At 42.9% G+C, this 24,521-nt stretch carries 16 protein-coding genes; 2 read left to right on the forward strand and 14 right to left on the reverse strand.

Annotation, left to right across the window (positions count from 1 at the left end; all coding sequences use genetic code 11):
* Window position 1: 1 nt before the first annotated feature.
* The 12 genes from GQR89_RS12645 to betI form a co-directional block, all read right to left on the reverse strand.
* A complete protein-coding gene (locus GQR89_RS12645; RefSeq protein WP_158770374.1) occupies window positions 2-499 on the reverse strand; it encodes a hypothetical protein in 498 nt (165 codons plus the stop codon).
* 13 nt (window positions 500-512) lie between these two features.
* Entirely contained in the window at window positions 513-1,892 is a 1,380-nt protein-coding gene (locus tag GQR89_RS12650) for a phage tail sheath subtilisin-like domain-containing protein (protein WP_158770375.1), read from the reverse strand.
* Window positions 1,893-1,977: 85 nt separating this feature from the next.
* Entirely contained in the window at window positions 1,978-2,808 is an 831-nt protein-coding gene (locus tag GQR89_RS12655; RefSeq protein ID WP_158770376.1) for a hypothetical protein, read from the reverse strand.
* 2 nt (window positions 2,809-2,810) lie between these two features.
* The gene (locus GQR89_RS12660; RefSeq protein WP_158770377.1) at window positions 2,811-5,489 is read right to left on the reverse strand and encodes a zinc dependent phospholipase C family protein; all 2,679 of its coding nucleotides are present in this window, start codon (window positions 5,487-5,489) and stop codon (window positions 2,811-2,813) included.
* Window positions 5,490-5,491: 2 nt separating this feature from the next.
* Window positions 5,492-8,818 (reverse strand): hypothetical protein, encoded by a 3,327-nt coding sequence (locus GQR89_RS12665; protein ID WP_158770378.1) that lies wholly within the window; start codon window positions 8,816-8,818, stop codon window positions 5,492-5,494.
* A gap of 1 nt (window position 8,819) precedes the next feature.
* The gene (locus GQR89_RS12670; protein ID WP_158770379.1) at window positions 8,820-9,425 is read right to left on the reverse strand and encodes a hypothetical protein; all 606 of its coding nucleotides are present in this window, start codon (window positions 9,423-9,425) and stop codon (window positions 8,820-8,822) included.
* 322 nt (window positions 9,426-9,747) lie between these two features.
* Complete coding sequence (locus tag GQR89_RS12675) at window positions 9,748-10,395, reverse strand: response regulator transcription factor (RefSeq protein WP_158770380.1); 648 nt, start codon at window positions 10,393-10,395, stop codon at window positions 9,748-9,750.
* 460 nt (window positions 10,396-10,855) lie between these two features.
* On the reverse strand, window positions 10,856-13,204 hold the full coding sequence (locus GQR89_RS12680; protein ID WP_158770381.1) for a TonB-dependent receptor domain-containing protein: 2,349 nt from the start codon (window positions 13,202-13,204) through the stop codon (window positions 10,856-10,858).
* Between the two features lie 68 nt (window positions 13,205-13,272).
* On the reverse strand, window positions 13,273-14,490 hold the full coding sequence (locus GQR89_RS12685; RefSeq protein WP_158770382.1) for a BCCT family transporter: 1,218 nt from the start codon (window positions 14,488-14,490) through the stop codon (window positions 13,273-13,275).
* A 103-nt stretch (window positions 14,491-14,593) separates the two neighbouring features.
* Window positions 14,594-16,264 carry a choline dehydrogenase gene (gene betA / locus GQR89_RS12690; RefSeq protein WP_158770383.1) on the reverse strand — a complete coding sequence of 557 codons (1,671 nt, stop codon included), beginning with the start codon at window positions 16,262-16,264 and terminating at the stop codon, window positions 14,594-14,596.
* Entirely contained in the window at window positions 16,264-17,727 is a 1,464-nt protein-coding gene (betB, locus tag GQR89_RS12695; RefSeq protein WP_158770384.1) for a betaine-aldehyde dehydrogenase, read from the reverse strand. Before betB ends, betA begins: the two co-directional genes overlap by 1 nt.
* A 1-nt stretch (window position 17,728) precedes the next feature.
* Complete coding sequence (betI, locus tag GQR89_RS12700) at window positions 17,729-18,319, reverse strand: transcriptional regulator BetI (RefSeq protein WP_158770385.1); 591 nt, start codon at window positions 18,317-18,319, stop codon at window positions 17,729-17,731.
* 725 nt (window positions 18,320-19,044) lie between these two features.
* Between betI and GQR89_RS12705 the strand changes: the two genes are divergently transcribed.
* Window positions 19,045-20,241 carry an acetate kinase gene (locus GQR89_RS12705; RefSeq protein ID WP_158770386.1) on the forward strand — a complete coding sequence of 399 codons (1,197 nt, stop codon included), beginning with the start codon at window positions 19,045-19,047 and terminating at the stop codon, window positions 20,239-20,241.
* 9 nt (window positions 20,242-20,250) lie between these two features.
* Window positions 20,251-22,395 (forward strand): phosphate acetyltransferase, encoded by a 2,145-nt coding sequence (pta, locus tag GQR89_RS12710; RefSeq protein ID WP_158770387.1) that lies wholly within the window; start codon window positions 20,251-20,253, stop codon window positions 22,393-22,395.
* A 77-nt stretch (window positions 22,396-22,472) separates the two neighbouring features.
* Here pta and GQR89_RS12715 read toward each other — a convergent pair whose 3' ends face one another.
* Complete coding sequence (locus GQR89_RS12715; protein ID WP_158770388.1) at window positions 22,473-23,444, reverse strand: 6-phosphofructokinase; 972 nt, start codon at window positions 23,442-23,444, stop codon at window positions 22,473-22,475.
* Between the two features lie 37 nt (window positions 23,445-23,481).
* Window positions 23,482-24,168, reverse strand: a complete 687-nt coding sequence (locus GQR89_RS12720; protein WP_158770389.1) for a 2,3-diphosphoglycerate-dependent phosphoglycerate mutase — start codon at window positions 24,166-24,168, stop codon at window positions 23,482-23,484.
* Window positions 24,169-24,521: the final 353 nt, after the last annotated feature.

The following is a 24,521-nucleotide window of genomic DNA, read 5'->3' on the forward strand; positions in this document are numbered from 1 at the left end:
GTTACCCCCCTGATGTATCTTCAACTTTGACCCAAAGTGCTTTAAAGCTTACTTTTTCCATTGCAAAATCATCTTCAGGTAATTCATAGTTCCACTCATTAAACTTCACTCCCATGGCAGTAACCGAAGCGCTGCTGCCAGGTAATGCAGGATTTTCCAACCTGACATTTAAGTTAAAAGCTGGACTAGTGAAGGTGCCTTGGGGACGAGAGTCAGCCGCTTCACCTAACATTAATTTCAGCAATGCACCATTGATGTACGCTCTATCAATTGTGCCGAAAACATTAATATTTCCAGGTCTAAGTTCAGTCGCAAATCGTTGTCCAAGTTCATGAAAAGGCTCCACGTCGTTAGTGACCTTTATGGTGACCCCAGTAGCACGCCCAATTGGCGTAAGGGCAAACTCTTCAGTTATTGCTGCGGCTGCATCACCTTCAACGCCATTTTCTGCCGCTACGGATATAGTTCCATCAGAACCGCGATATACATTGTTAGCCATAATAATTGCTCCTTTATTCGAGGTTCATGATGACCTTGACAAAATCAATTGAAAAAGTCGGTTTGAGTGTCATAGTGACTAAAGCAATACCGTTAATTTCCTGTGCTCTTGTGGCACTGACATCGAGTTGATATTCCGTCAACATTTCATCGAGCACCATGCTGGCTAGGAAACCATCCAAAGTAGCTTTTAACGCGCCTCTTACCCGAACATTATTTAGCTTTCCAATGTAAGGATTGGAACCTTTGCGCACACCGGCCTTGGCAAAATCAACAATGCGTCGCACTGAGATTTGTTTAAATGCGCCCATATCCGTAGAAATACCTTTTAAAGCGCGATAACCAAACAGTTTTTGCAAAACCATGACTCGGTTTTGTAGCAATTGTTTTTGTTCTGCTCGGGTATATTCTCTGGTGAGTCCATCGGCTGCTACGTCTTTATTAGTCAGGCTGATATGCGGTGCCAATGTAGACAACCTACCAGCCACTAATGCCGCAGAATAAGCGCCGGGTAAATCAACTTGTGTCCTGCTACGCGCGTCGTTAGCTTTAATACCTGGACCCACTAAAACAACGCGTTTATTACTAACAGATCCTACGTCGTTGTTAATGATGTCAGCTACATCATCTTGGGTGACGCCCATTATCGCAATTCGCTCAAGCCCATCATTTTCTGTGGCTTCTAAGTGCGCGATCATCGTCCCAGCTGCTTCTTGCGTTCCGAATCCGGCAGCAACAATTATATTGATTGGTTGCGTTGCCAAGTCAGTTAAGCCTGAGGCAAGTTCAGTCACTGTTGCATTGGCGCCATTATTAGAACCCGCAATGGTTTGTATCACGCTCGTAGCCGTTGTTCCTTCGTCAGCTTCGGCTAGACCAGCAGCTATAAAAAGCCGTGAACCGCTGGCAACAGCATCGAATAACGCTAAAGCGGTAGCTCCTTCAAATGCTTCTTTGTTGCCTTGATATGTCATTTCTAACGTGTTGTTGGTCAAAGTGACTTCAATGTCAGTTGCCCATGTGCCGCCAGACGTAGCGGTTAATGTAAACAAAACAGCGTCGGTAGCATCACGAACAGCAAATACGCGAGACACTGGTGTACCATTCGCAATTCTAACGGCATATACCGTTGAGCCGCCGCCTTTAAATACCTGCTCTAATGCACGCGTTAAACTCAGTGGGTCCCCTGACGGTTGCCATGCATCATATTGACCAAAAACGTCTAACGCTTCTGTGTATGAACCCAATATTTGAACCACGTTAACAGGCCCTCTATCTGCGGTTCCAACAATGCCAATGTTGCCAGTATTAATACCACCAACTCCGATTAAGCCTTCAGCACGAACATCAATATAGGTGCCGGGCAATATCATTTCACCGATACTTTCGCTCATGCTAGCCATCTCCATAAATCTGATTGTTTAGACGCGGATACCTCAACAACATAAGGACAACACGTCTGCGGATTACTTAAAATATTCATGTAATATCTTCCTCTTCGAACGGGAAGCTGTCTCGACGAGTGCGCAAAATAATACGTTGGATAATGCCGCCTGAAGATTCCGGTTTATTCACAATATGCTCAAATGTAAACCGCCAAGCTAAAACACGTTGACTGGCTGGTGTAGCACCCATATCGAAAGCGTTTACAGCACTTAGCTGATTAAGATTTAGTTGTCTCAGCCCAGAAATATTTTGATGCGCTGAACTCACTACGTTAATCACGGCGTTACTAAGTGATTCAGACACTGCTGAACTGGAACTAACAACCAAGGTTGTTAAATCGCCAGATAGCTGTTCAACAATTCGTTGCCATTGGCCAATAAAATAGCTTGCTGTTAGCGTACCTAACGGGGGTAAAGGACGACCAAGCACTAACTGACCTTGAAGTGCCGATACACTGAATTCGTCATCACGAGGCGAGTTCTGATTTAAGATGAGTGGAATGCCATTAATATCAACTTGAATATCTGCGGTCGTAAGGGCGGTAGAAGAGCCTTCACTGTCTACTAACCCTCCATGTTGTAATGTGGCCATCATTCTATCGGGACTCAGTAAACTTAAGCCTGAGCCGTCGTTTAACAAAGGGTCGGATAAATCGATAGAGGTTTGAACCGCCAGAGCACCAGATACAATTTCAGTATGTTGCCCTAGGCCAACGGAAGGTATTTGTAAATTGTCGAGCGACAAAACAATTGCTGGCAAATCGGTATTGATGATTGGCAAGGCCACACCCACAGTGGCGCTAGACAGCAACGGCTCAACCGTTAAATATGATTGCATCTGTTGCATGAATGCCAAGACAGCCATAATTATGCAGACTCCTCTGGATCAGTTAACTCAAAAATATAAGCCATAGCTCTGCTGAGCGCTTTATTACTGGGGTTACCTGGTTTTAAACTAGTGGTTGCCAACGTATCTTGTGTGGTAACGCGGCTTACTTCCATCCATTCACGCAGTACTGTTGTCCAACCCAACTGCCTAGCTGTTAATTCTCCTTGGTCAAACGCGGCTTGATCTGAGCCGCCGTTTAACAGCGCTTCTTGCCAACTTGCGTGATTATCTGGACGCAGTCCTTCACCCAACATTTCACTACTGTAGCCTGAGTGACTCGGTCCTTTTTCGTTAATTGCGTCTCCGGACACAATCGTGCGCCATTCATTTAACCTGCGACGATCGAGGTTCCAGTTTTTGAATACTTGGTAGACTTTATTGACGTTATTATCTTTACTGTCTTTTAAATCAGCAACCATATGAGTGACTGCACTCATGCTCAGAATGGCGCCAAAATCCCCTGCAATACTCATTAGCGTATCGGTATATAGTGCGGTATCGGAGTTATGAACGTAGTCCCATCCGTGCTCCCCTTCACCTGTTTCAATAAACGGTGCACTCCCTAAGTTTCGCTCAAGCGGCACAGGACCCTGTTTACTAAATCTCATTGATTGAGCCGACTTTCTGCTATGAAATAAAATGTAGTCAGTATCAACTTCTGTTGTGCCTATTTGCTTAAAAACTTGAGCTTGCACGTCATGTTCCGCTGCAGATTTTTCAGTGTCACCATGATCGGCGAATAACGCGCCAGCAGGCATTAAATAGTCAGGATCCTCAGGATGTACGATAACGCCTTCCAATTTACCAGTAGTACCAGTACCCGGTTCCACAACGTTATTTTTGAGAAAATCTAGGTAGTCTTGTAACGTTATGGGTGTGATCGGAGCACTGATCGTTTGTGGGTTGCGGCCGTCTTCGTGCGAGGAAAAAACAAGTTGATAGCGATCGCTTCGGATATATAAATCACCTGCGCCAGTCCACCATAGCTTTACTAACTCCCGAGATCCGCTTGGAAACCCTGTTGCAGGAATATTATCATCAGCAAGTTGTTGGTCGTGATGCAGGGTTGTGTCATCAAACAATCTGACAAATCTTGGTATGGCTAGCCCTCCAGCAGGCTTGTCCGGAATTTTGGGGTTTTTAATAAAAAGAGGAATGACAAACCAAGCAACGATCATAATCAAAACCCACAATACAAATCCAAACCAGAACCTAGGTTCTTCAAATGCAGTTGTGGCATTTTCATTCGAATCCGCCAATAGCGGAATAATATAAACAAATAGCAAAAATAAAATGAGCATCACCAGCGGCCCGCTGTGAATAGCACCAAGCGCCATATTTGCCATTTGATCTTTGAAATACTCCGCAATACCGATAATGCTTTGCAACCCGGTAAATATCAGAGGTAGTACGAAAAAAACAGGCCATGATAAACCGGCAGGCAAATCATCAACACCCAACGTAGACAGCATCGTTATACCAGCGACAGCCGAAATGATAGAACCACTCATACCTAACCAATATCGGCCTTCTACTCCGTGGGTAGTGACACTTCCAAGTAACGCACCAAAGCCAATTGAAAAAGGTGTACCGAACATCAATGGCGTTGAGACGAATTCCATCCATGCACGTTCGGTGTGCTTGCTGTTGTCGGAGAGGTAGATGTGTTTGCCGTGAGGCAATACTGCTGTAATCAAAGGCAATGCCAATGCTGGCACAAAAAACAGCGAAAGCCAGCCCCATACGCTCCAATAACCGTAACCATAACCCTTAGCAATTACACCATGGCGCAACGTGTTATAGCCATCTTTAACAAAACTGGCATTCATGGCCACATGTGACCCTAACGATTGCAGATGCTGATCAAATTGATGTAATCCTTTTCTAGGATTACTTCCCGCTGTATAGGTGCGCTCTAATGCCCCAGCATAAGCACCGAAGAAGGGTTCAGGTAGGTTTTCTGAAGGCCACCATTTATCCCAGTCGTTGCCACTTAAGGTGCGTTCTCGTTGTAATAAATCTCTTGCCACTAAAGCATCAATCTCCCCCTCAACAATTGCATGTTGATTACCATCTGGCTTAGGCGCTCCACTCCACTCGTAAGCATTGATATAAGGATGAGAAACAACATCAGCGGCGATATGACAAAGGTGACCAAGCACATAAGCTCGCATTTTTTGAAGGCTTGCTGTTCGTTCAGTCGGATCAGTGATTGTGGAATTAATTCCATTTTTAACCTGATCCCAAAATTGCATTATGAAATCGCAGGTTTGTGCATTGACTATTTCTCTGTCTGAGGATGGAGTACCTTTGTGGATCGTATCAAAAACCCACGCATTACCAGGCGTTAAAACGCTTGAAAAGGCTGTGATATCAGGCCCCATTGAACCAAGCACAGCATATTGAGATATGGGATAGCTCTCATGATCTTCGCCTACGGGTCCAGCAAATAGTAGCCCTTTCATTTCAGTGCGAGGACGAGGTTCACTGGTAAAAATGGTTAGTGTCTCTTTTGCTATGGCCAACAACTGTCTATCCAAAGTGGACACAGGACCTGGGCCGTCTCCTTCAACCTTGGTTTTTAGTACGGTGTAGATATCTTTGACCCGCTCTTTGGCCAATAACATGATTGTTTTATGTGTTAATACGGCTGGCATAATTAGGTACTCACACTGACTGGTTGAGAAGTTGATGTACTGCCTATTTGATCCGGAAGCGCATCTTGTAAACGTGTAAAAGCCTCGGTTGTATCCGCTAACCCTGTATTAACTTTTTGACTCAGGCTATCGAGTACATCGAGTATTGGTTTGAGTAAATTTTGTAAATCAATCATTTGAAGAGCAGCTAATATGTCCTGAAACACTTCACTCGGCGTTTTCAGTATCTCTTGTGCATCTAATTTACTTAATACCCTTGAACTACTGGATTCCAACGCCTCAATTGCAGCGGTTAATGGGCCTAACGGATCAAATGCCAGAACGTCTGATTGAGTTTGTATAAACGATGCTTTGGTTTCTCCCAATATTTCATCAGGATGCATCTTAGTTATCTGATCTCGCGTAGCTTGGTGTATGGCATCCAAATCGACGATCAACGTATTTAAGCTTAGTTGTGTCTCTAGTGCCTGGATCTCCGTTATGCCATCCAGAATTGGATTGAGGAAACCATCAACAAAATCTGCTAAACGATCCTTTAGGGCGCTCACAATAGGGGTAACTATTCCAGCCAACCTTGCTGGCGTGGCAGTATCAAATATATCCGCGACAAATTGCTGAATTCCTTTATCTAGGTCATTCACGCCCAATAAGGTGAGTATCTCTACGAAAAAAGTCTTGGCGAAAGCCATCGGTTGAAACACGCGTTGAAGCTTACTTACCGCAATATCTACTTCAGATAGACCTTCATTAGCCAATTCAGTGAAATCGCTACTAGCTTGTTGAAGTGCCAGCAAATAACGCTGCTGTAGACCGACGAAAGGTGTTAGTTTTGTGTCGATATTGAGTTCAGCAATACATGTCGATAATTCGGTTTTAACGCGCCCATCAGGGAATGCAATTAATGCTGAATTGAGGTTGTTTAATTGCGGTTGCAGACGAACAATGATTTGAATTAGATCTACTTGCTGCGCAGCTTGGTAGGCAGTATCTATTTGTGCGGATGCTTTATTTGCCAACGAGACTAATTGACTTGTGCCTTCCCCTTCTCTCATCCATTCAAAAATAATGGCAAAACTATCAGCCCTTGATTGCCCCGCTCTTCCCCCCAAAACGCCACTAATAAAACTCCCAATTATGTAGGCGAGTTCTTTTGTAGGTAAGGTAGCCGCTTGCTGTTTTATTTCATTTACGGCCTGTTCTAATAATGGTTCAATTTGGTTTGGGTCAAGGGGATCAAGAAGATCTAAAATTTGTTGACGCAAACTAAGTATTTTATCGTTCCACTCATCTAATTTGAGATTAGCAAACAATGCTTGTCTGGCCTCAGACAGTGTATTCTCTAAATCTTCAAGTAACACTGAGGGCTTAAACTCATCTACCTTTTCGACGACTTGATCAAACCCCTCATTTAAAGGTGCTAGGGTATGCTCTAAATCAAAGCCAGAAAGTAAATCTTTCACTGAATCAATTGCTTGTTGAATAGGATCTAAGGCCACAGTAGGTGTTAACTCGGCAATTTTGTTCTGCACACCTTCTAACTGCTGGTTAATTTGCTCGGCGAAAGCTTGAGGATCACCTTGAGCCACAACATCTAAAACCTCATCATATTTCGCTTGAATCGAGCTCAATGCGGCCTCTAAATCTGGACGCAGTTCGAATTTTCCATCATCGCCAATCTGTAAAAGATTTTTGAGGTCATTTTGCAGCTCTTCAAGATCGACTTGCTTGATCGGTTTCACCAGATCAACCACCTCTTGCTCCATCGAATCTGGCAATAAATCAAATGGCACCTTGTCCACAACACCAGTGGTTGTATCAATAGCCTCAGTGACTGTATCAAAATACGGCGCCATATCAGCTTGACCAAGTGCGTTGGCAAAAACTTGAATTTTCTCAGCCACTTCACCAATTATCCCCTCAAGTGCTAACGAATCGACATAGCTTTTGACCGTTTGGAATACTTGCTCTAATTCAGCTTTAACAGAATCAACTGCATTTTCAGAAGTATTCAACGCCGCCTGAAGTGATGCTAGCGCAGCTCCTAACACCGCTTGAATTTCCGTAATAAGTTCACTGATAAAATTGAGTGCTGTTGTGATTGGTACTAATACATTTTGAATAGTGTCGACCAGTGTATTGACTGGAACCGATGCCACTGCTTGTCGAATGCTGCTTAGTCCTTGCTGTAATTCTAATTTTAACGTTTGCAGGGCTTCATTTAATGCTGTTGGCACCTCCAACACCACTTCTAGCGCTTGATGAATCGGTGACATTAAAGCGTCAATGTCAAAGGCAGTAATACCTTGTGCCACTTCGGCTGTCTTACCTTCTAATAGCGTTAACCACCCGTCTAACGTTTCGACCGGCGCTTGAGCAAAATCCACCATAAATAACGGCTGTAATTGATCAGCCAGTTGTTGAACTAAATCTTCTAACTGACTGATATCAAGGTTGCCTAATTCAAGCGCTGAATTGTGAATCGATAACTTTAAATCACCAGGGTTTAACTGTACTAAAGTCGCTTCGCCAAAAGCCATGCCTTCGGCAATGGCATCGTGCAAACCATTAACCGATAATTTTACGTTGGCGATCGCCTGCTTAGCGGCAGTTACTTGGTTTTCATCGTTGATATCTAACTGCTGTAAAAAATCGACTAAAGGAGCTACGCTGCCGGCTCCTAATTGTTTTTCTATAACGTCGATTGATGCATTAATGCGTTCGTGGTCAAGTTGAGCTTGAATCACCTTAGCTAATTTTTCGCCGTCTTCAAGACGATTCCACACGCTCATTAAATTGCCAATAAGCTTAACAATGGAATCAAAAGCCGGTAATAAATCCGCCATCTTAAACTGATTAATATCGATGTTACTGCCAGTAATGTCGGCAAGGCTTTCGATAAACGCCTTGGCAGACTGAATACTTAAGTTTCCTTCCATCAACTCTGATAACTTGCTTAGCTTAGCCAGAAAATCTTCGTTACCCGCTAAACCAATTTCAAACTCGGCTTGAAGTTTCTCCAGACTGTTTGAGATATCTAATTCATTTAGTTGCTTTGCCAAATCAACTATTTTACTGATGGATTCCACATTGACTGAACCCGATAAATGACTAATAACTGGGCTAAGATTGCTCAGTACTTGCTGAACACCTTGTGTAATAAGCGATAAATCGATGCTTTCATTGTTGCGCGATGCGATTGAAAATTGGCTGCTAATATCTGGAATGCTAACCACGTCTAAATCGTTTAAAGATGCAGTAATATTGCCTTCTAAATTAAGTAAAGGGCCACTGGTATCCAATTTAGCACTTAATTCAATGCTGAGACCCATGTTAGTCCCCTTCCGCTGGAGTTGAGTCAAACAAGGATTCTAGTGGCGTAAACAAATCCGCTGCACCTGCGAGTACATCTTTTAAGGTTTGTGCCGCAGGTTCGATAGGTTGTAATAAGTCCCCTATATCAGGTAGAGGCACAAGTAATCCGGGTAAATCAAGCAGGTCAAGACCCAACTCAATATCTAAGCTAAGGTCAGGGGCGACTAAACCTAAGCCTGGGCTAGCGGGTTCAGGTGGCTCGGTGTATTCTCGTAAACGTATGAAATAAAAGAATTGTCCTGGGTAATCAGCATTTTCTTCCAAGCTCAATGTTTCAATAATGACTTGTTCCAATTCTGACTCATTTACAATGTCAGCAACGAAATCTACCGGTTTGGCTTCAAGAAATGCCTTTCTAACATTTTCGGTAAGAAACTCATCCCGAGCCTCGTCGCCATACAAAGAGCCACTAATATCGACCACCAAAGCCCCGCGCCCCAGATCTTGGTGTAAATCTCCAGATAACCCAGGCACAGGCAATCTCAATAATCGACGAGACTCCTGCGATTGGATATTAGAAATTCTGGGGATTTCCCAACCATTGATCATGGGTTTGATTAGCATGCCAATCTCCCTATAAATCCGTTTATATTTATCCGTCGTGTTCCTTCAAAATATGCACGTGGGACATTTTATTTCACTGACCCAGTTGTACTGTGCAATCTTTGTCAGCTTTTACACCGAATCATTACCTGAGTAATAAAACTAGCGGATGGCAGTGGATCACGACATGAATAAAACAGACTACAATAAGATCTATAATTAAAACGAAGATATAGGATTTATGAACCTTTAGATCTATATGAATTAACTTTTACATGCTTAAAAACATGGCAATATCATGTTTATTTATCGATGGCGTTAGTGAGGTCGCGAGGGATTAAAATTAGTGTGATGGGTGACCGTTGACACTATAGCGTGCAACCGCTTCAGAACGACTTTTAACGTGCATGCGCTCAAGAATTTGATGTACATGATTTTTTACGGTAGATACCTCAATATTCAACCTTCGAGCAATCTCTTTGTTAGAAAGTCCTATCGCAATCAGCTGCATGACAATTGATTGTCTGCGTGTTAACACTGGGCGACCGTCATAAATTTGAGTCCCAATCTCCCGGACGCTCGAAATATTACTTCGGAACAAATTAGCTATTTCTTTGGGGTAACACAAATGCCCAGAGTGGACCGTTGCAATACAATTTTTTAAGTCGTCCACTCCATCGCTGTTCGTTATGATACCTTCTACCCCTAAAGCAATATATTCACCCGATAATGTCATTCCAAAGCAAGAAGTAATTAACACGATTTTCGTTAAAGGCTGGACTTCTTTGATAGTGGTGATTAGCAGCAGCACGTCATTAATGCTGCCATCTATTATTGCAATATCAGTGAAACATTGATCAATCGTTCTAATGGCTTGCTTGCTAGAGCTGTAGGTATTCGCAACTTTAATTCCCTTGCTGGAATTAAGGTGACTGGAGATAACTTCGCGGTAAATTCTACTTTCGATGATAAGACTTAATTCGATATCCATTCTGGCTAATTCTTTATGTTTTATCAGTTTATGCCCTACTTCAACATCTCGCGTCTGACGAGGTAATTTTATTACACTGAGTATTTTTTAATCCCGTGTTCAAAGCATAGTTTATATTTTGATAAAATCCTTTATTGGGTAACCCATACAACATTAAAATAGCCAAAATTCGTATCATCCCTAAACTCATTCAGATAGCGTCAAGACTCGGCGATTCGTTGTTTAGATACTCGCGATAGATAGCTTAAAAATTGGTTAAGATTCTTTTTTTGGATTTGTCACCGACGTATTCGAAGCAATGCCATTTTTAATACTACATTAGGCTAACCGAGTATTCTGTATGGTTATATCAGAACAGATTTAGTGCTTTTTGCTTTTTATGAAAGCAAAAAAAAAAGCCACATGCAGTATTATTGCATATGGCCTTTTGAATCTGTGCTACGTCGTATTGCGACTATTGTTACATTACGAATCTAACATTAAATGATGCAATTCTCGGTGCACCAATCCAACCAGCATTTGGCGCAATAGAGCCAAGATACTCTTCGTCAAAAACGTTGTTTACAGTGAAGCTAAGCTCTACGCTTTCGATGCTTCCACCGATGTCATAGGCAGTTTTACCGACGTATAAATCACTTACTACGTAAGAGTCCGTTTCTTGAGTGTTTAATTGGTCTAAGAAACGCTCACCTACATATTTAGTACTGAAACCAGCGTAGAAATCATTATTGGCATAGTCAAAACTAATGACTGCCATATCTTCTGGGCTACCTATTACAGTTTTCCCACTGAACGCTGCGTCGGTGTAAGTCGAGTCATTTTTGGTGTATGAAACATACACACCGAACGTATCAGTAATGTTGTAATCAAGTGATGCTTCAATACCATCCGATTCAATACCACCTTCGTTAACGTATCCACCGGCTGCGGCTTCTAAGAAGTCGATACCATTTACACTTTCATTGCTAACAAAAGTAATACGGTTTTCAAACTTAATGTTGTAGTACGTTATATTGGCATTAAAACCGGGCGTTGAATAACGCAAACCAAAGTCAATATTATCCGCAGTTTCAGGTTCAACTTGGCTAATATCTGTATCATCACGCTCCAGTACTGCATCTTTTACAGCTGCAAAGTTTTCAGCATAACCACCGAATAGCTCTAAGCCTTCTAGCGGTAATGGTGCCACAAAGCCCGCCGAAATCAGCACGTCTGAGTCAGATGAAATGTCTAAATCGTTCTCTGGAACGAATTGATCATCTTTAGACACATCAACATTAAATTGCTTTGCACCTAAGCGGAATTTAGCAAAACCGGCATCCAGTTCATCTTCAACGTAATACATCAACGTTTCTACTGGGAATTCACGATCGTATTGCACCCAATAAGGGGTCTCATCGTAGCGAGCGCTCGTTGCTGCATCGATGGTTTTATGCCAATCACGATACTCGTCACGTTGGTAATCTTCATACCAGAAACCACCACGTACCACGTTGTCCATATCAGAAATGCTGGTATGCCATACAAAATCACCATTTATGCCGTAACGCTTTTTATTATAATGGGTGTGACGATTGGAGCTTACTGGTATGGCACCTTGCTCGTAGCAACCTGGGTCAATTTCTGCTCCGCCGCCACCATAAGGGAAGCCAATAGAACTAGCACATCCATCGATAGGTGAAAGCGCGTCGCCTGCGCGATTAACAAAATAAATTAAGCCCTGAGATGCACCACCAAAGGCTGTAGAAGATGAATCTAGCTCAGAATTTGGGTTACCTACCCCGTCATCAGTCACATCTGCGATGTAATATGGGATCCACTTGCCCGCACCTTCATTTTCGTGGTAATAAACGTTGGTACTGAAATCAACACTGCCCACGGCAAAATCTGCTTTTAGATAAGTGAAAAAGTTTTCACGCTCTGTTACCCATCCTTCACGGAAAACTTGGTCTTGGTATGGCACGCCAGACCAATCTTCAGTCAGACCATCCCATTGAGAATTTTGCTCATACTGGGCTAAACCGTAAATACGTTGATAGGTATATTCTTCAGCATCGTCGTAACTAACATATGCCGTAAGATCGACTTCACCAATGGTGCTGATTATTTTACCTTCAGCGTGATCACGTTTGTTGGTAATCGACCCATCCATGTAGTCATCATTCTGCTGGCTTGATAAAGACATCCACGCGAACGTATCTTGTGCTATTTCGCCTGTGTCATAACGGACGTAAAATTTTCTAGCATTGTGTTCAGCAAGGGTGGTGCTGACCGTTAGTTTCTCATCTAGCGCAGGTAATATAGTGGTGAAATCCATTGTTCCACCAAGGGCTTCGTTTGAGCGAGAGCTTATATCAGCCGTGCCCTGAGATACTTCAATACCACGCAAGTTTTCAGTATCAATATATCGGCTAGCTTTGGTCCCGCCGCCGTAGTTAGAGTTACCATTTGATATACCGTCAACCGTCATACCGATTTGCTGAGATTCAAGATTTAACTGAAATCCACGAATTGAGATAGTTGTAGACCACTCATCAGAGCCAAACGGGTCGCCTTCGGTGACCAATACGCCAGGAAGGTTATCAACCAAAGACAAGATACTTGTCATCGGCGTTTGCTGTTTTTTCATTTCTTCAGTTGCGGCGCTATTTGCGTAAGAAACGCTACGCCCAGTAACAATAATTGATTCAACGTCTTCTTGCTTTTTAGTCGCATCTGCTGGCGTCTCTTGCGCCATGGCTGGCAACGACATGGCTGAAAGCACAGACAGTGCAATTAGGCTTTGCTTCTTAGGCACATAAATATTCATAAAAAGTCCTGTTTTGTGTGTTGTGTTTTTATTGTGTGAATTGATAGTTAATTCCTTTATTTATTAAGTTATTTATCTGATTCTATTTTGGTGAAATCGATCTCGTTGCCCTTAGGCGAGCTGTCTATATTTTTCACCGTTTTAGGTTTGCTATAGGCAATGAAAATGGCACAACTAAAGAACAGCCCAATTACCAGTGCCCCAACCCACTGAATTTGTAAAAACTCTAATTTAAACAGCAGAGTTAACAGGGAAAGCGTGACCACGTTTAAGGCAATATAATTGAATTTCCCTAAACGCTTGACCGTCATATTCAAGTTATCTGTGTATAAGCGAATGAGCGAATCGAGAGAATTGATCACAAATACAACACCCACAAATGCCATCGCAAAATTCTTTAGTCCAGTAGTAGGAATACCCGCTTCATGATATTGATAAAGTACGCTAAACCAAACAGCGATAGGGATAGAAGGAAATATCAGCATGGCGCCTAACACCTGATAAGTGCGTAAACCACCGACAAAACGCGAAGTAAATTGGCCAATCATGATGCTCCACGCAAACCACCAAAATAAATAAAACTCATGGTAGACATTCAGCGGCAGCACAAAGTCTTCTATGTTGCCGAAGTAACTGCCTATCAGCTCTAAATTATGGGTGAATGCGGCCATTTGGCTTTCGCTGCCCAAAAATGCACCAGCCCACATAAAGGCAATTAAGGCGATAAATAACCAAGTAGTCGAGATACTCAACAACCGTACGTATTTAATGTCAGTACTGGAGTAAACAGCGAAACAGATTGCCGCGAACACGATGAAATAGAAGGTAGGAACAACAGATTCCCCATCACCAATAGCCGGGATATACCAAGGTAAGTTCGCCAGTAACAAAGAAGCAGTAAATGCGCAGGTACCAATAATCACCACATTATTGATAAATTTGACCAAGGGAATTTCAAAAAATCTAACTTTGGGTTCAACCACGCAGAAATAGAAACAGGTAACAAAATAAAATCCCCAAATCAGAAACCCCCAATAACCAAACTCAATAGCCATTGGATTAGTAAATGCATACTCTGGGCTTGCTTTTAAGTCGGCATAACCGGCGAACTCAGTGAGCGGGAACATAATCAAACCAACATCTAGGCCTGATGTGAATAAGATCGCGATAAAGGTAAACAACCTAACCGGCGTCACGCCGATACACTGTACATTTCCCCACTTAATCAAAATAACCACAATGGCTAAGAGCGTAAAAATGATCCCTGCGTTAAGCCATAAGGTCATTTAAACTCCCCCAAAATAAACGATAATGCTGCATATTTCTTCCTGTTTTGTGACTCACATTACGCAGCAAAATATCGATTTTGCTGCGACTCATGTGGTCAAATTAAATCTTCGAACTACGCTGTATCGTTTGCCAATCACTTGGAATAGCAACACTTACCGGTGAATGACTAAGCGCTGGTTTACCCAAAATGATGTCCGCTGCTTTTTCTGCCACCATAATAGTAGGCGCATTTAAATTGCCATTTGGCACAGTGGGGAAAATTGAAGAATCAACCACCCGCAGCCCCGTAATGCCATGCACCTGAGTACTTGAATTAACCACGGCCATATCGTCTTCACCCATCTTGCATGAACACGAAGGATGGTAAGCACTCTCGGTAGCTTGACGCACGAAAGCATCGATTTCTTCATCCGTTTGAATATGCTTACCTGGCTGAATTTCATCATCTCGATATGCATCGAATGCGCTTTGCTCGATAATTTCGCGGGTTAAACGCACGCAAGCTCTAAACCCTTCAATATCATCTTGATGTTGCAGGTAATTGAATTGAATTTTTGGTGCTACCGTAGGATCCGCTGACTGAATAGTCACCGCACCTCGGCTTTTCGGTTTATTGTGGCCTACATGCACTTGAAAACCATGACCCGCAAACGCGCTCCTGCCGTCGTAGCGCATGGCTGCCGGTAAGAAATGATACTGAATATCGGGCCATTGCACGCCTGGTTTTGAGCGAATAAAAGCACAAGATTCAAAATGATTGCTCGCCCCAAGACCTTTACGGGTAAATAACCAACGTGCGCCAATCAAGCCTTTTGAAATCAAACCAAGTTTGCCGTTTAAGGTAATGGGTTGCTTGCACTTATATTGAAAGTAAAACTCTAAGTGATCTTGAAGGTTTTGCCCTACGCCGGGTAAATGGTGTTTCACTGCAATACCAGCGATTTTTAAGATTTCACTATCACCAATACCAGAAAGCTGCAATAAATGCGGTGAGCCAATCGAGCCAGCACTTAACACTACTTCTTTACTTGCTTTAGCTGCTACCGTTTTGCCGTTAACACTGTATTGGACACCAACGGCTTGTTTACCATCGAGCAATACTTTTTCAGCCAGTGCACCTGTCACTATGGTTAAGTTATTCCGTGACTTAACCGGATCAAGGTACTCGCGACTCGCCGAACTGCGCACACCGTCTTTTACGGTCATATGCATCGGGCCAAAACCTTCTTGCTGCCCAGCGTTGTAATCATCAGTTGCAGCGTAGCCTGCTTGTTGTCCGGCTTCGATAAAGGCTTTATAAAGTGGGTTGGCCATTTCATTGCCATTATTGACCCCAAGAGGCCCACTATCGCCACGGTACGCATCTTTGCCTAAATAGAATGACTCTGCCTTTTGAAAGTACGGTAAGCACGACTGGTAATCCCAGCCATCGGCGCCGTGCTCTTGCCACTCGTCAAAATCTTTGGCGTGACCGCGAACGTACACCATGCCATTAATAGACGACGAGCCACCTAACACTTTGCCTCTGGGGCAATGCATTTTGCGATTATCTAAATAAGGTTCTGATTCTGTGTGAAACTGCCACGCGTATTTATCACTGTTCATGGGAATGGATAACGCGGTGGGCATTTTGATAAATATATTGTTATCACTACCGCCGGTTTCCAGCAGCAGAACTCGTTTATCAGAGTCTTCTGAGAGTCGATTGGCTAATACGCAACCCGCAGAGCCAGCACCGACTATGATGTAATCGTAATTAAGTCCCGCCATTAAAACGGGCTCTCAATGTTGCTCATACCCACATAAATAGATTTGGTTTGCGTGTAGTGATCGAGCGTTTCAATGCCGTTTTCACGGCCAATACCCGATTGTTTGTAACCCCCTACAGGCATTTCTGCTGGTGAGTTACCGTAACTGTTTATCCAACATATACCGGCTTGCAAGCGGTGTATCACGCGATGCGCGCGCTTTATGTCTTGGGTAAACACACCGGCAGCTAAGCCCAAGTGGGTATCGTTTGCACGCTGAATAACATCTTCTTCGTCTTCAAATACCAATACACACATAACGGGTCCAAAAATCTCTTCTTTGACAATCGTCATGTCATCACGGCAATCCACAAACACGGTTGGTGCAACAAAGTAGCCGTTAGGAGCAGATTCAGGATTAAGCATTGTGCCGCCAGTTAATACCGTCGCGCCTTCTGCAATGCCCTTATCTATGTAGCTCATCACCAAATTTTGATGGTTTTTTGAAATAAGCGCACCTAAATTAACGCTAGGATCAAGAGGATCGCCCGCGATAATATTTTGTTCAGTACGGGTTTTAAGCTCATCAATAAAGGTCTGATAAACGGCTTTATGCACATAAACTCGAGTGCAATTAGTACACACTTCGCCTTGGGTGTAAAAGTTACCAAGCATAGCTGCGCTTACAGCTTGAGATACATCGGCATCATCAAATACCAATAAGGGCGACTTTCCGCCGAGCTCCATGGTCACATCTTTTAACGAGCCAGCTGCACTGGCGACTACTTTTTTACCTGTGCCTACTTCGCCGGTAAACGAAACCTTTTCAATATCGGAGCTTTGGGTTAACCATTGACCCACCTCTGCGGCACCTTGCACCACATTAAATACACCTGCTGGCACACCCGCTTCAGTAAAAATTTCAGCTAGCTTAATTGCGCCTAACGGGGTTTCTTCTGACGGTTTAAAAATAAGTGCATTGCCTGCAGCGAGTGCAGGACCTGACTTCCAGCAAGCAATTTGCAATGGATAGTTCCACGCGCCAATGCCAGCACATATACCAAGGGGTTCTTTACGGGTGTAGTAAAAATCATCACCCACCATTTGTTGTTGACCAACTTGTGCTGGAGCTAATCCGGCGAAATACTCAATGACATCTGCGCCGGTTTGCACATCAACGCACTCGGCTTCTTGCCAAGGTTTACCTGTGTCTAGCACTTCAATTTTTGCCAGCTCATCATTACGTTCACGTAGTAGATTCACTGCCTTTAATAAAATACGACTGCGCTCAATGGGCGTCATACCAGACCAAATGGCAAAACCTTGCTTTGCACTTTTAATGGCGGCGACCTGAATAGTCTCATCAGCCACTTCAACTCGGTAAATCACCTGATCGGTGGCGGGGTTTTTCACCTCGAAAGTGTCGCCACTTTGATTCCCTAAGAATTGGCCATGAATAAAGTTTTGGTAAACCGGTGTTGTCAAATTAAGCTCCATACTGCTTGATAAGTGAATTTACATAGCTTTTTGCTAAACATTCACAGTGTTCAAATTCATTTTCATCAGATTTACTTAGCACTGCCCGTAACCACAAGCCATCAATCATCGCTGCGCATAGTTGTGCTGCTAATTTGGCATCGTCGTCGCTCATTAACTGTTTAAATGAACAGGCCAAGTTACTAAAAAGTCGTCGGCTATTTACAATCTGTAAACGGTGTAATTCATAATCATGCATCGATTGCGACCAGAAACTTAACCACGTTTTAGTGGTTTCGCTTTGCTGCTGTAGTCGAGAAAAATTCGCTTCAATGATTAGCATTAACCTTTGTTCTGGTGTCGTCGTCGGGGTGAGCCCTTCTATCAGCACCTTCTTTAAATTCGATAACAAATAACGCACAGTTGCTTCGATCAAGCCCTGTTTACCAGCAAAATAGTGGCTGATAATGCCGGACGATAAACCCGCTTTTTTGCTGATGCGATTAATGGTCGTCGCCTGTAACCCAAATTCGGCCACTGACTCAATAGTTGCGTCTATTAACTGCTGGCGTCGAACTGGTTGCATTCCAACTTTAGGCATATTTTTGTTAATTGAACGTTCAATAAAAAACAAACCTTAGGGCAATAGAGTTAATAATTCAATGTTGACAAACTGTGAATGGACTATATCAAATGCGTTGAATTGAACCTAAGTTACTGTAATGCCGTACAAATACCGTCATCTAAAAAAGATTAAAATAAATTCAAATTTATGACCAAAAACCAATAAAATCAGCAACATCCAATAAAACTGCGATTTTTAAAGATTTTTTGCCACGAACAAAACACCCAGAAATAACATTGAGCACTAACTAATTTAATCTATTAAATATGATGAGTATGGTGTTTATAAAAACAGCTCTAAATAGTAGTTTTAATACAATGAGTGAAATAAGAATTGGCAGAAATGTACGCATTAATGCGAGCTTTAAATTATCGATAAGAAGTAGTCATTACGGTCGAACATAGGTGTGATAAATGCGTATGTAAAGCAAGCCTAAACAAGGTATTTGAATAACTTTTTTAAGCAATTAACTCAGCTTTAAGCGCTGTATGTCTAACTAAGATTAGCTAGCACAATATTTAGCAAAGTACGTTCTTCTAGCGTTATTGATCATAGACAAGTGGCAACTGATGCAGCCCTGTACAATGTACACCCTTGAACTGGACTCAGCTGTTGATGTTAATAACAATTATTACCCAAAGTGCATTAGACAAGCTAATATTGTTAGCTTCGCATTCATCCAAATAGGATAGAAAACGTTTATGAATCAACACGTACTCGTGCTCAACTGTGGTAGCTCATCTATTAAATTTGCCATTATTGACGCCAAATCTGGTGATACTCCTTTGCAAGGGATTGCTGAAAATCTTGGCGCGACTAATGGTCTGCTGCGATATGCCTTTAGGCAAGAAAAAACAATTATAGAACTGCCAGATAACGCCTCCCATAAAGACGCGCTAAGTAATATTGGCGCAGTTCTAAACAAATTTGATGAACTGCATTCGAGTCTTATTGCGGTTGGGCATCGGGTAGTACAAGGCGGTGAGGTTTTCACTCATTCATGTTTGATTAATGACACGGTTAAAGAACAGATCCGAGATTTAGCAAAAATGGCTCCGTTACATAATTTAGCCCATGTTGCCGGTATCGAAAGCGCACAGGCGGCCTTTCCAGAGCTACCACAGGTGGCAGTTTTTGATACCGCCTTTTTTCAAACATTACCTAAACATGTTTATTTATATGCCCTGCCTTACTCGCTTTATGAGCAATACGGCATACGCAAGTTTGGCTTTCACGGTTCGAGTCATTATTTTGTTTCTCGCGAAGCGGCCAAGCGACTCAATAAAAACATTGAAGAGTGTAACTTAATCACGGCTCATCTTGGCAATGGGTGCAGTATCACTGCCATCAAAAAAGGCATAGCAGTGGATACCAGCATGGGCTTCACACCGTTGGAAGGGCTCGTGATGGGCACACGATGCGGTGACATTGATCCAAGTATCGCCACGTACATGATTGAGCAATTGGACTATAGCGCGGCTCAGGTCAGTTCACTGATGAACAAAGACTCTGGTTTACAGGGCATTTCTCAGTTAACGAACGACTGCAGAGCGTTAGAAGACGAGCAAGCCAAAGGTAACGAACAAGCTAAGCTTGCCCTAGATATGTTTATTTATCGCTTAGTTAAATACATTGGCTCTTATTTAGCCGTGATTGGCCCCTTAGATGCTTTAGTATTTACCGGTGGGATCGGTGAAAACTCTAGTTACATCCGCGAGCAAACGATTATTCAATTGGGACACTTAGGTTTAGCCATTGATGACACGTTAAATTCCGAAATACGCTTTGGTCGCTCAGGCTTAATAAGCAGTAAACACTCGAAACCGATATATACCATAGCCACCAATGAAGAATGGGTTATTGCAAAAGAGACCATTAACTACGCATTTAAAGCGTAAGGAGAAGTCATGGCACGCAGAATTATGTTGATACCAGTGGGCAGCAGTGTTGGGCTTACCAGTGTATCTTTGGGTTTGGTTAGAGCCATGCAACAACAAGGTTTGAAAATTAACTTTTTCAAACCAATGGGGCAACCGCGTCATGGTGATGACGAAGCAGAAAAATCAACTACTATCATCAGTCAATTAGGCTTAATAAAGCCAGCAATACCGCTTACCTCTGCCTACGTAGAAGACATGATCAGCAATGACAAAATGGATGTATTGCTCGAAGAAATCATTGCCTTATATGAACAACATTCAAGTGACGAAGACATCTGCATAATAGAGGGACTTGTTTCAACCCCAAGCCATCCTTACGCAGTGCGGCTAAATCGTGAAATTTGCAATGCCTTAGATGCCAAAATTGTATTGGTTAGCGCACCGGGAAATTTAAGTTCGACTCAGCTAAACGATAAACTAGAAATTGTCGCTGATAACTACGGCGGTCACAAAAACAAAAAAGTACTTGGCTGTATATTCAATAAAATCAACGCACCACTTGATGAACGAGGACATTTGAGCACCGAACTGATCGAACATCATGATGAAAGCCAAACTGAAAAAATTATCGATAAACTTGGGAAGTTGGCTATTTTCAACAAATCGTTTGCGCTATTAGGCTGTATAAATTGGAATTTCGAATTAATAGCGCCCCGAGTGAATGACGTGCGTAAACACCTCAATGCCAGAATGATAAATGAAGGTGACTACAAACATCGCAGATTGCGTAGTGTGAATTTGTGTGCACGTGAAATCCACAATATGGTGTGGGTTCTAAAACCAGGGGCCTTATTAGTTATATCAGGGGATCGTAACGATATGTTTGTTATGGCCTGTCTCGCCGCGCAAAATGGTACCAAGATTGGCGCTATTTTATTAACGGGCGGATATGAGCCTGACCCAAGAGTGATGGCATTATGCTCACAAGCCATGGAAAGTGGCTTACCCGTAATGTTAATCGACGACAACACTTGGCAAACCTCATTAAATCTGCATTTTTACAATTTAGAAGTGCCTGTCGATGATGAGCAGCGCATCAACCGCGTGATGGATCATGCAGCAAGTTGCATTGACCCTAAATGGATAAACTCGATAACGCAGGGTGCAGCTAAAGTGTTGCGTTTGTCTCCGCCTGCTTTTCGCTTTAAATTGACCCAGTTGGCAAAAGCGGCTAATAAAACCATTGTATTACCCGAGGGTGATGAGCCGCGTACGATAAAAGCGGCCGCTATTTGTGCTGAACGCGGCATTGCTAAATGCGTATTATTAGGCGACAGGACTGAGATCCTCAGAGTCGCCGAACAACAAGGTGTAATACTGCCCGACTCCGTAATAATTCAACAACCTGAAGAACTGCGAAACCAATACGTTGCGCCGCTAGTAGAACTGCGTAAACACAAAGGCTTAACTGCTGTAGTGGCTCAAGAACAACTGCTCGACAACGTTGTACTTGGTACAATGATGCTGCACCAAGGTCACGTAGACGGATTAGTTTCGGGCGCAGTACACACTACCGCAAATACTATCAGGCCAGCACTGCAATTGATAAAAACAGCGCCCGGCGCATCGTTGGTCTCGTCAATCTTCTTTATGCTGCTACCTGAACAAGTATTAGTGTACGGAGATTGCGCAATAAACCCCGACCCTACGGCTGAGCAATTAGCGGATATTGCCATACAATCTGCCGATTCAGCCGCTGCCTTTGGCATTGAACCTAAAGTTGCCATGATAAGTTACAGTACGGGCGATTCAGGTACTGGGGTTGACGTAGACAAGGTTAAGAAAGCGACGCAACTTGCACAGCAAAAAAGGCCCGACCTATTGATTGATGGGCCGTTACAATACGACGCGGCTATTATGGAAAACGTTGCCAGTAAAAAAGCCCCAAATTCCAAAGTGGCTGGTCAAGCTACCGTTTTTATATTCCCTGATCTCAACACAGGGAACACGACCTACAAGGCCGTACAACGAAGTGCTAATTTGGTCAGTATTGGCCCCATGCTTCAAGGTATGGGTAAGCCAGTGAATGATTTGAGTCGTGGAGCCCTAGTAGATGATATTGTTTTTACCATTGCACTGACGGCCATTCAGGCCACCCAGCAAAACACTTGAATAGCTGAATAGCTAATAAGTAAAAAACCGTAACAAAAGGCAATCAGGTAGTGGTCAACGAGTATTGACTACTACCGTTAATGACAAAATAACTCTACTAAGCTTCGCAGCTCTTTATCGATACTATGTTGTTTTGCTATCTTTGAAAAAGGCGTCAAGACGAGCTGATTATCACAAATACCGGCCATTTTATTGCTTTCACCTTGGATAAGCGCATTGACTGCCATTACGCCCAGCCTTATACCCAACATTCGGTCAGAGGCTGAAGGATTGCCTCCTCTTTGAATATGCCCAAGTTTGCAAAAGCGTAAGTCTATTTCATCATTAACTTGGCGTATTTTTGACGATACATAATTAAGACCTAATTTATTGCCTTCAGACAACACAACGATAAACGCATCTTCGCTGTTATACCCCTTAATTTTATCCAAGAGGTACTCGAGATCTTGCGGACTTTCCGGAATTAATATTGAATCAGCTCCCGAGGTTAAACCCGAATACACACCAATATACCCTGAGTCTCTGCCCATGACTTCAACAACAAACATCCTGTTATGGGATTCTGCCGTATCTCTTATGTTGTCGATACACGCCATTGCTGTATTAACCGCAGAATCAAATCCCAAGGTGTAATCAGTGCCAACGGTGTCGTTATCTATGGTGCCAGGAATACCAATACATGGAATATCACTGATGTCTGCCAGGAGCGAAACGCCCCGAAAAGTGCCGTCGCCCCCTATAGCCACCAGCCCATCTATTCCACTTTTATGGATGTTCTGTAGTGCAACTTTTCGCCCTTCAATCGTCCGAAAACGATCACTGCGAGCCGTTTTAAGAACCGTACCACCGAGGTGCATTGTTTTTTGCAATTGATTGGTCGTTAGCGAGATTAAGTCATTGTCTATCAGGCCTTCAAAACCCTTGCGAATTCCACTGACTTCAATGCCATTGGCAGTGGCCGTTTTTACCGCTGCATATAAAGCCGCATTCATACCAGGGGCATCTCCGCCTGAGGTAAATATACCAATGTGTTTGATTTTCTTTGCCATTTTATTTCACCACAATGATTAGGGAAGTGTTGACCACTTATTCTTCAAGTACTTGTTTACTGAGTATTTCCATTTGTGCATTGCACTGATAAATATGTGGGCAGCCTGTTTTTAACTCGTACGCAGCAATCTGTGATGCTGTCATTTTTTCAATGTGCATGATGATTGCTCGCAATGAATTACCATGGGCGCATACCAACACATTTTTACCCTGTTGTAGATGCGGAACAATATGTGACTGATAATAAGCAATCGCCCGCTTGGCAGTCATTGCAAGGCTCTCGCCATTGGGAGGAGCTACGTCATAACTGCGCCGCCAAGTATGTACCTGCTCGTCACCAAACTGCTGTCTGGCTTTATCTTTGTTGAGCCCTTGAAGATCACCGTAAAATCGCTCATTCAACTGCTGAGAAACGTAGATTTTCAATTCTGGCGTGTTGGTTTTCGATGATTCAAAATGCTCATACCATTCACTGCCAACATCATGAATGCGTAAATATTGGTTACATAAATGATTGTGCCTGAGTATCTCATATAGCGTGTCTTGCGCGCGTAGTAGCTCAGAAGTAAAGGCCAGATCAAACCGTTGTTCAGCTAGCATTTGCGCTGCCCGCTGCGCTTCTTTAACTCCTGCCTCGCTCAGCGAGACATCCACCCATCCTGTAAAACGGTTTTGCTGGTTCCAGATAGATTGCCCGTGGCGGACCAAGGTCAGTAACGACATGTTTTATCTCATAAATGAATTCAACAAGTCGTCAATTATGCCGTGCTAGCGACGTAAAAATAATGAGGGGTTATACCTATTTTGCTCATTCATTCAATTTCTAAACAAACAAGCCCCCTGCCTAGCGACAAAAGCAAAAGCTCTATCGACGTGTTTTATAATACCGAATAAATCGCTTTTTAAGACGCTCAAACCTCTAGGTATTAGCCACTAGTTTTTAAGTGAAATTACGAATGCAAACCCCCGAGGATTGAGGATAGAGTAAGGAAACGACCCGCTGACTACCTAGGTCTTTCGCTTATTAAATTAAGGTCAATTTGACGACAAATTCGTTGATATTACCCATGCACTCG

This window comes from Paraglaciecola sp. L1A13, from assembly GCF_009796745.1.
Lineage (GTDB): Bacteria > Pseudomonadota > Gammaproteobacteria > Enterobacterales > Alteromonadaceae > Paraglaciecola.

Excerpts from the sequence above, each read along its gene's own strand:
- pta (WP_158770387.1), top strand. The coding sequence starts at position 20,251 with ATGGCACGCAGAATTATGTTGATACCAGTGGGCAGCAGTGTTGGGCTT.
- betI (WP_158770385.1), bottom strand. The coding sequence starts at position 18,319 with ATGCCTAAAGTTGGAATGCAACCAGTTCGACGCCAGCAGTTAATAGAC.
- GQR89_RS12655 (WP_158770376.1), bottom strand. The coding sequence starts at position 2,808 with ATGGCTGTCTTGGCATTCATGCAACAGATGCAATCATATTTAACGGTT.
- GQR89_RS12675 (WP_158770380.1), bottom strand. The coding sequence starts at position 10,395 with ATGGATATCGAATTAAGTCTTATCATCGAAAGTAGAATTTACCGCGAA.
- GQR89_RS12685 (WP_158770382.1), bottom strand. The coding sequence starts at position 14,490 with ATGACCTTATGGCTTAACGCAGGGATCATTTTTACGCTCTTAGCCATT.
- GQR89_RS12665 (WP_158770378.1), bottom strand. The coding sequence starts at position 8,818 with ATGGGTCTCAGCATTGAATTAAGTGCTAAATTGGATACCAGTGGCCCT.
- GQR89_RS12720 (WP_158770389.1), bottom strand. The coding sequence starts at position 24,168 with ATGTCGTTACTGACCTTGGTCCGCCACGGGCAATCTATCTGGAACCAG.
- GQR89_RS12670 (WP_158770379.1), bottom strand. The coding sequence starts at position 9,425 with ATGCTAATCAAACCCATGATCAATGGTTGGGAAATCCCCAGAATTTCT.
- GQR89_RS12660 (WP_158770377.1), bottom strand. The coding sequence starts at position 5,489 with ATGCCAGCCGTATTAACACATAAAACAATCATGTTATTGGCCAAAGAG.
- GQR89_RS12680 (WP_158770381.1), bottom strand. The coding sequence starts at position 13,204 with ATGAATATTTATGTGCCTAAGAAGCAAAGCCTAATTGCACTGTCTGTG.
- GQR89_RS12705 (WP_158770386.1), top strand. The coding sequence starts at position 19,045 with ATGAATCAACACGTACTCGTGCTCAACTGTGGTAGCTCATCTATTAAA.
- GQR89_RS12650 (WP_158770375.1), bottom strand. The coding sequence starts at position 1,892 with ATGAGCGAAAGTATCGGTGAAATGATATTGCCCGGCACCTATATTGAT.
- betA (WP_158770383.1), bottom strand. The coding sequence starts at position 16,264 with ATGGCGGGACTTAATTACGATTACATCATAGTCGGTGCTGGCTCTGCG.
- GQR89_RS12715 (WP_158770388.1), bottom strand. The coding sequence starts at position 23,444 with ATGGCAAAGAAAATCAAACACATTGGTATATTTACCTCAGGCGGAGAT.
- GQR89_RS12645 (WP_158770374.1), bottom strand. The coding sequence starts at position 499 with ATGGCTAACAATGTATATCGCGGTTCTGATGGAACTATATCCGTAGCG.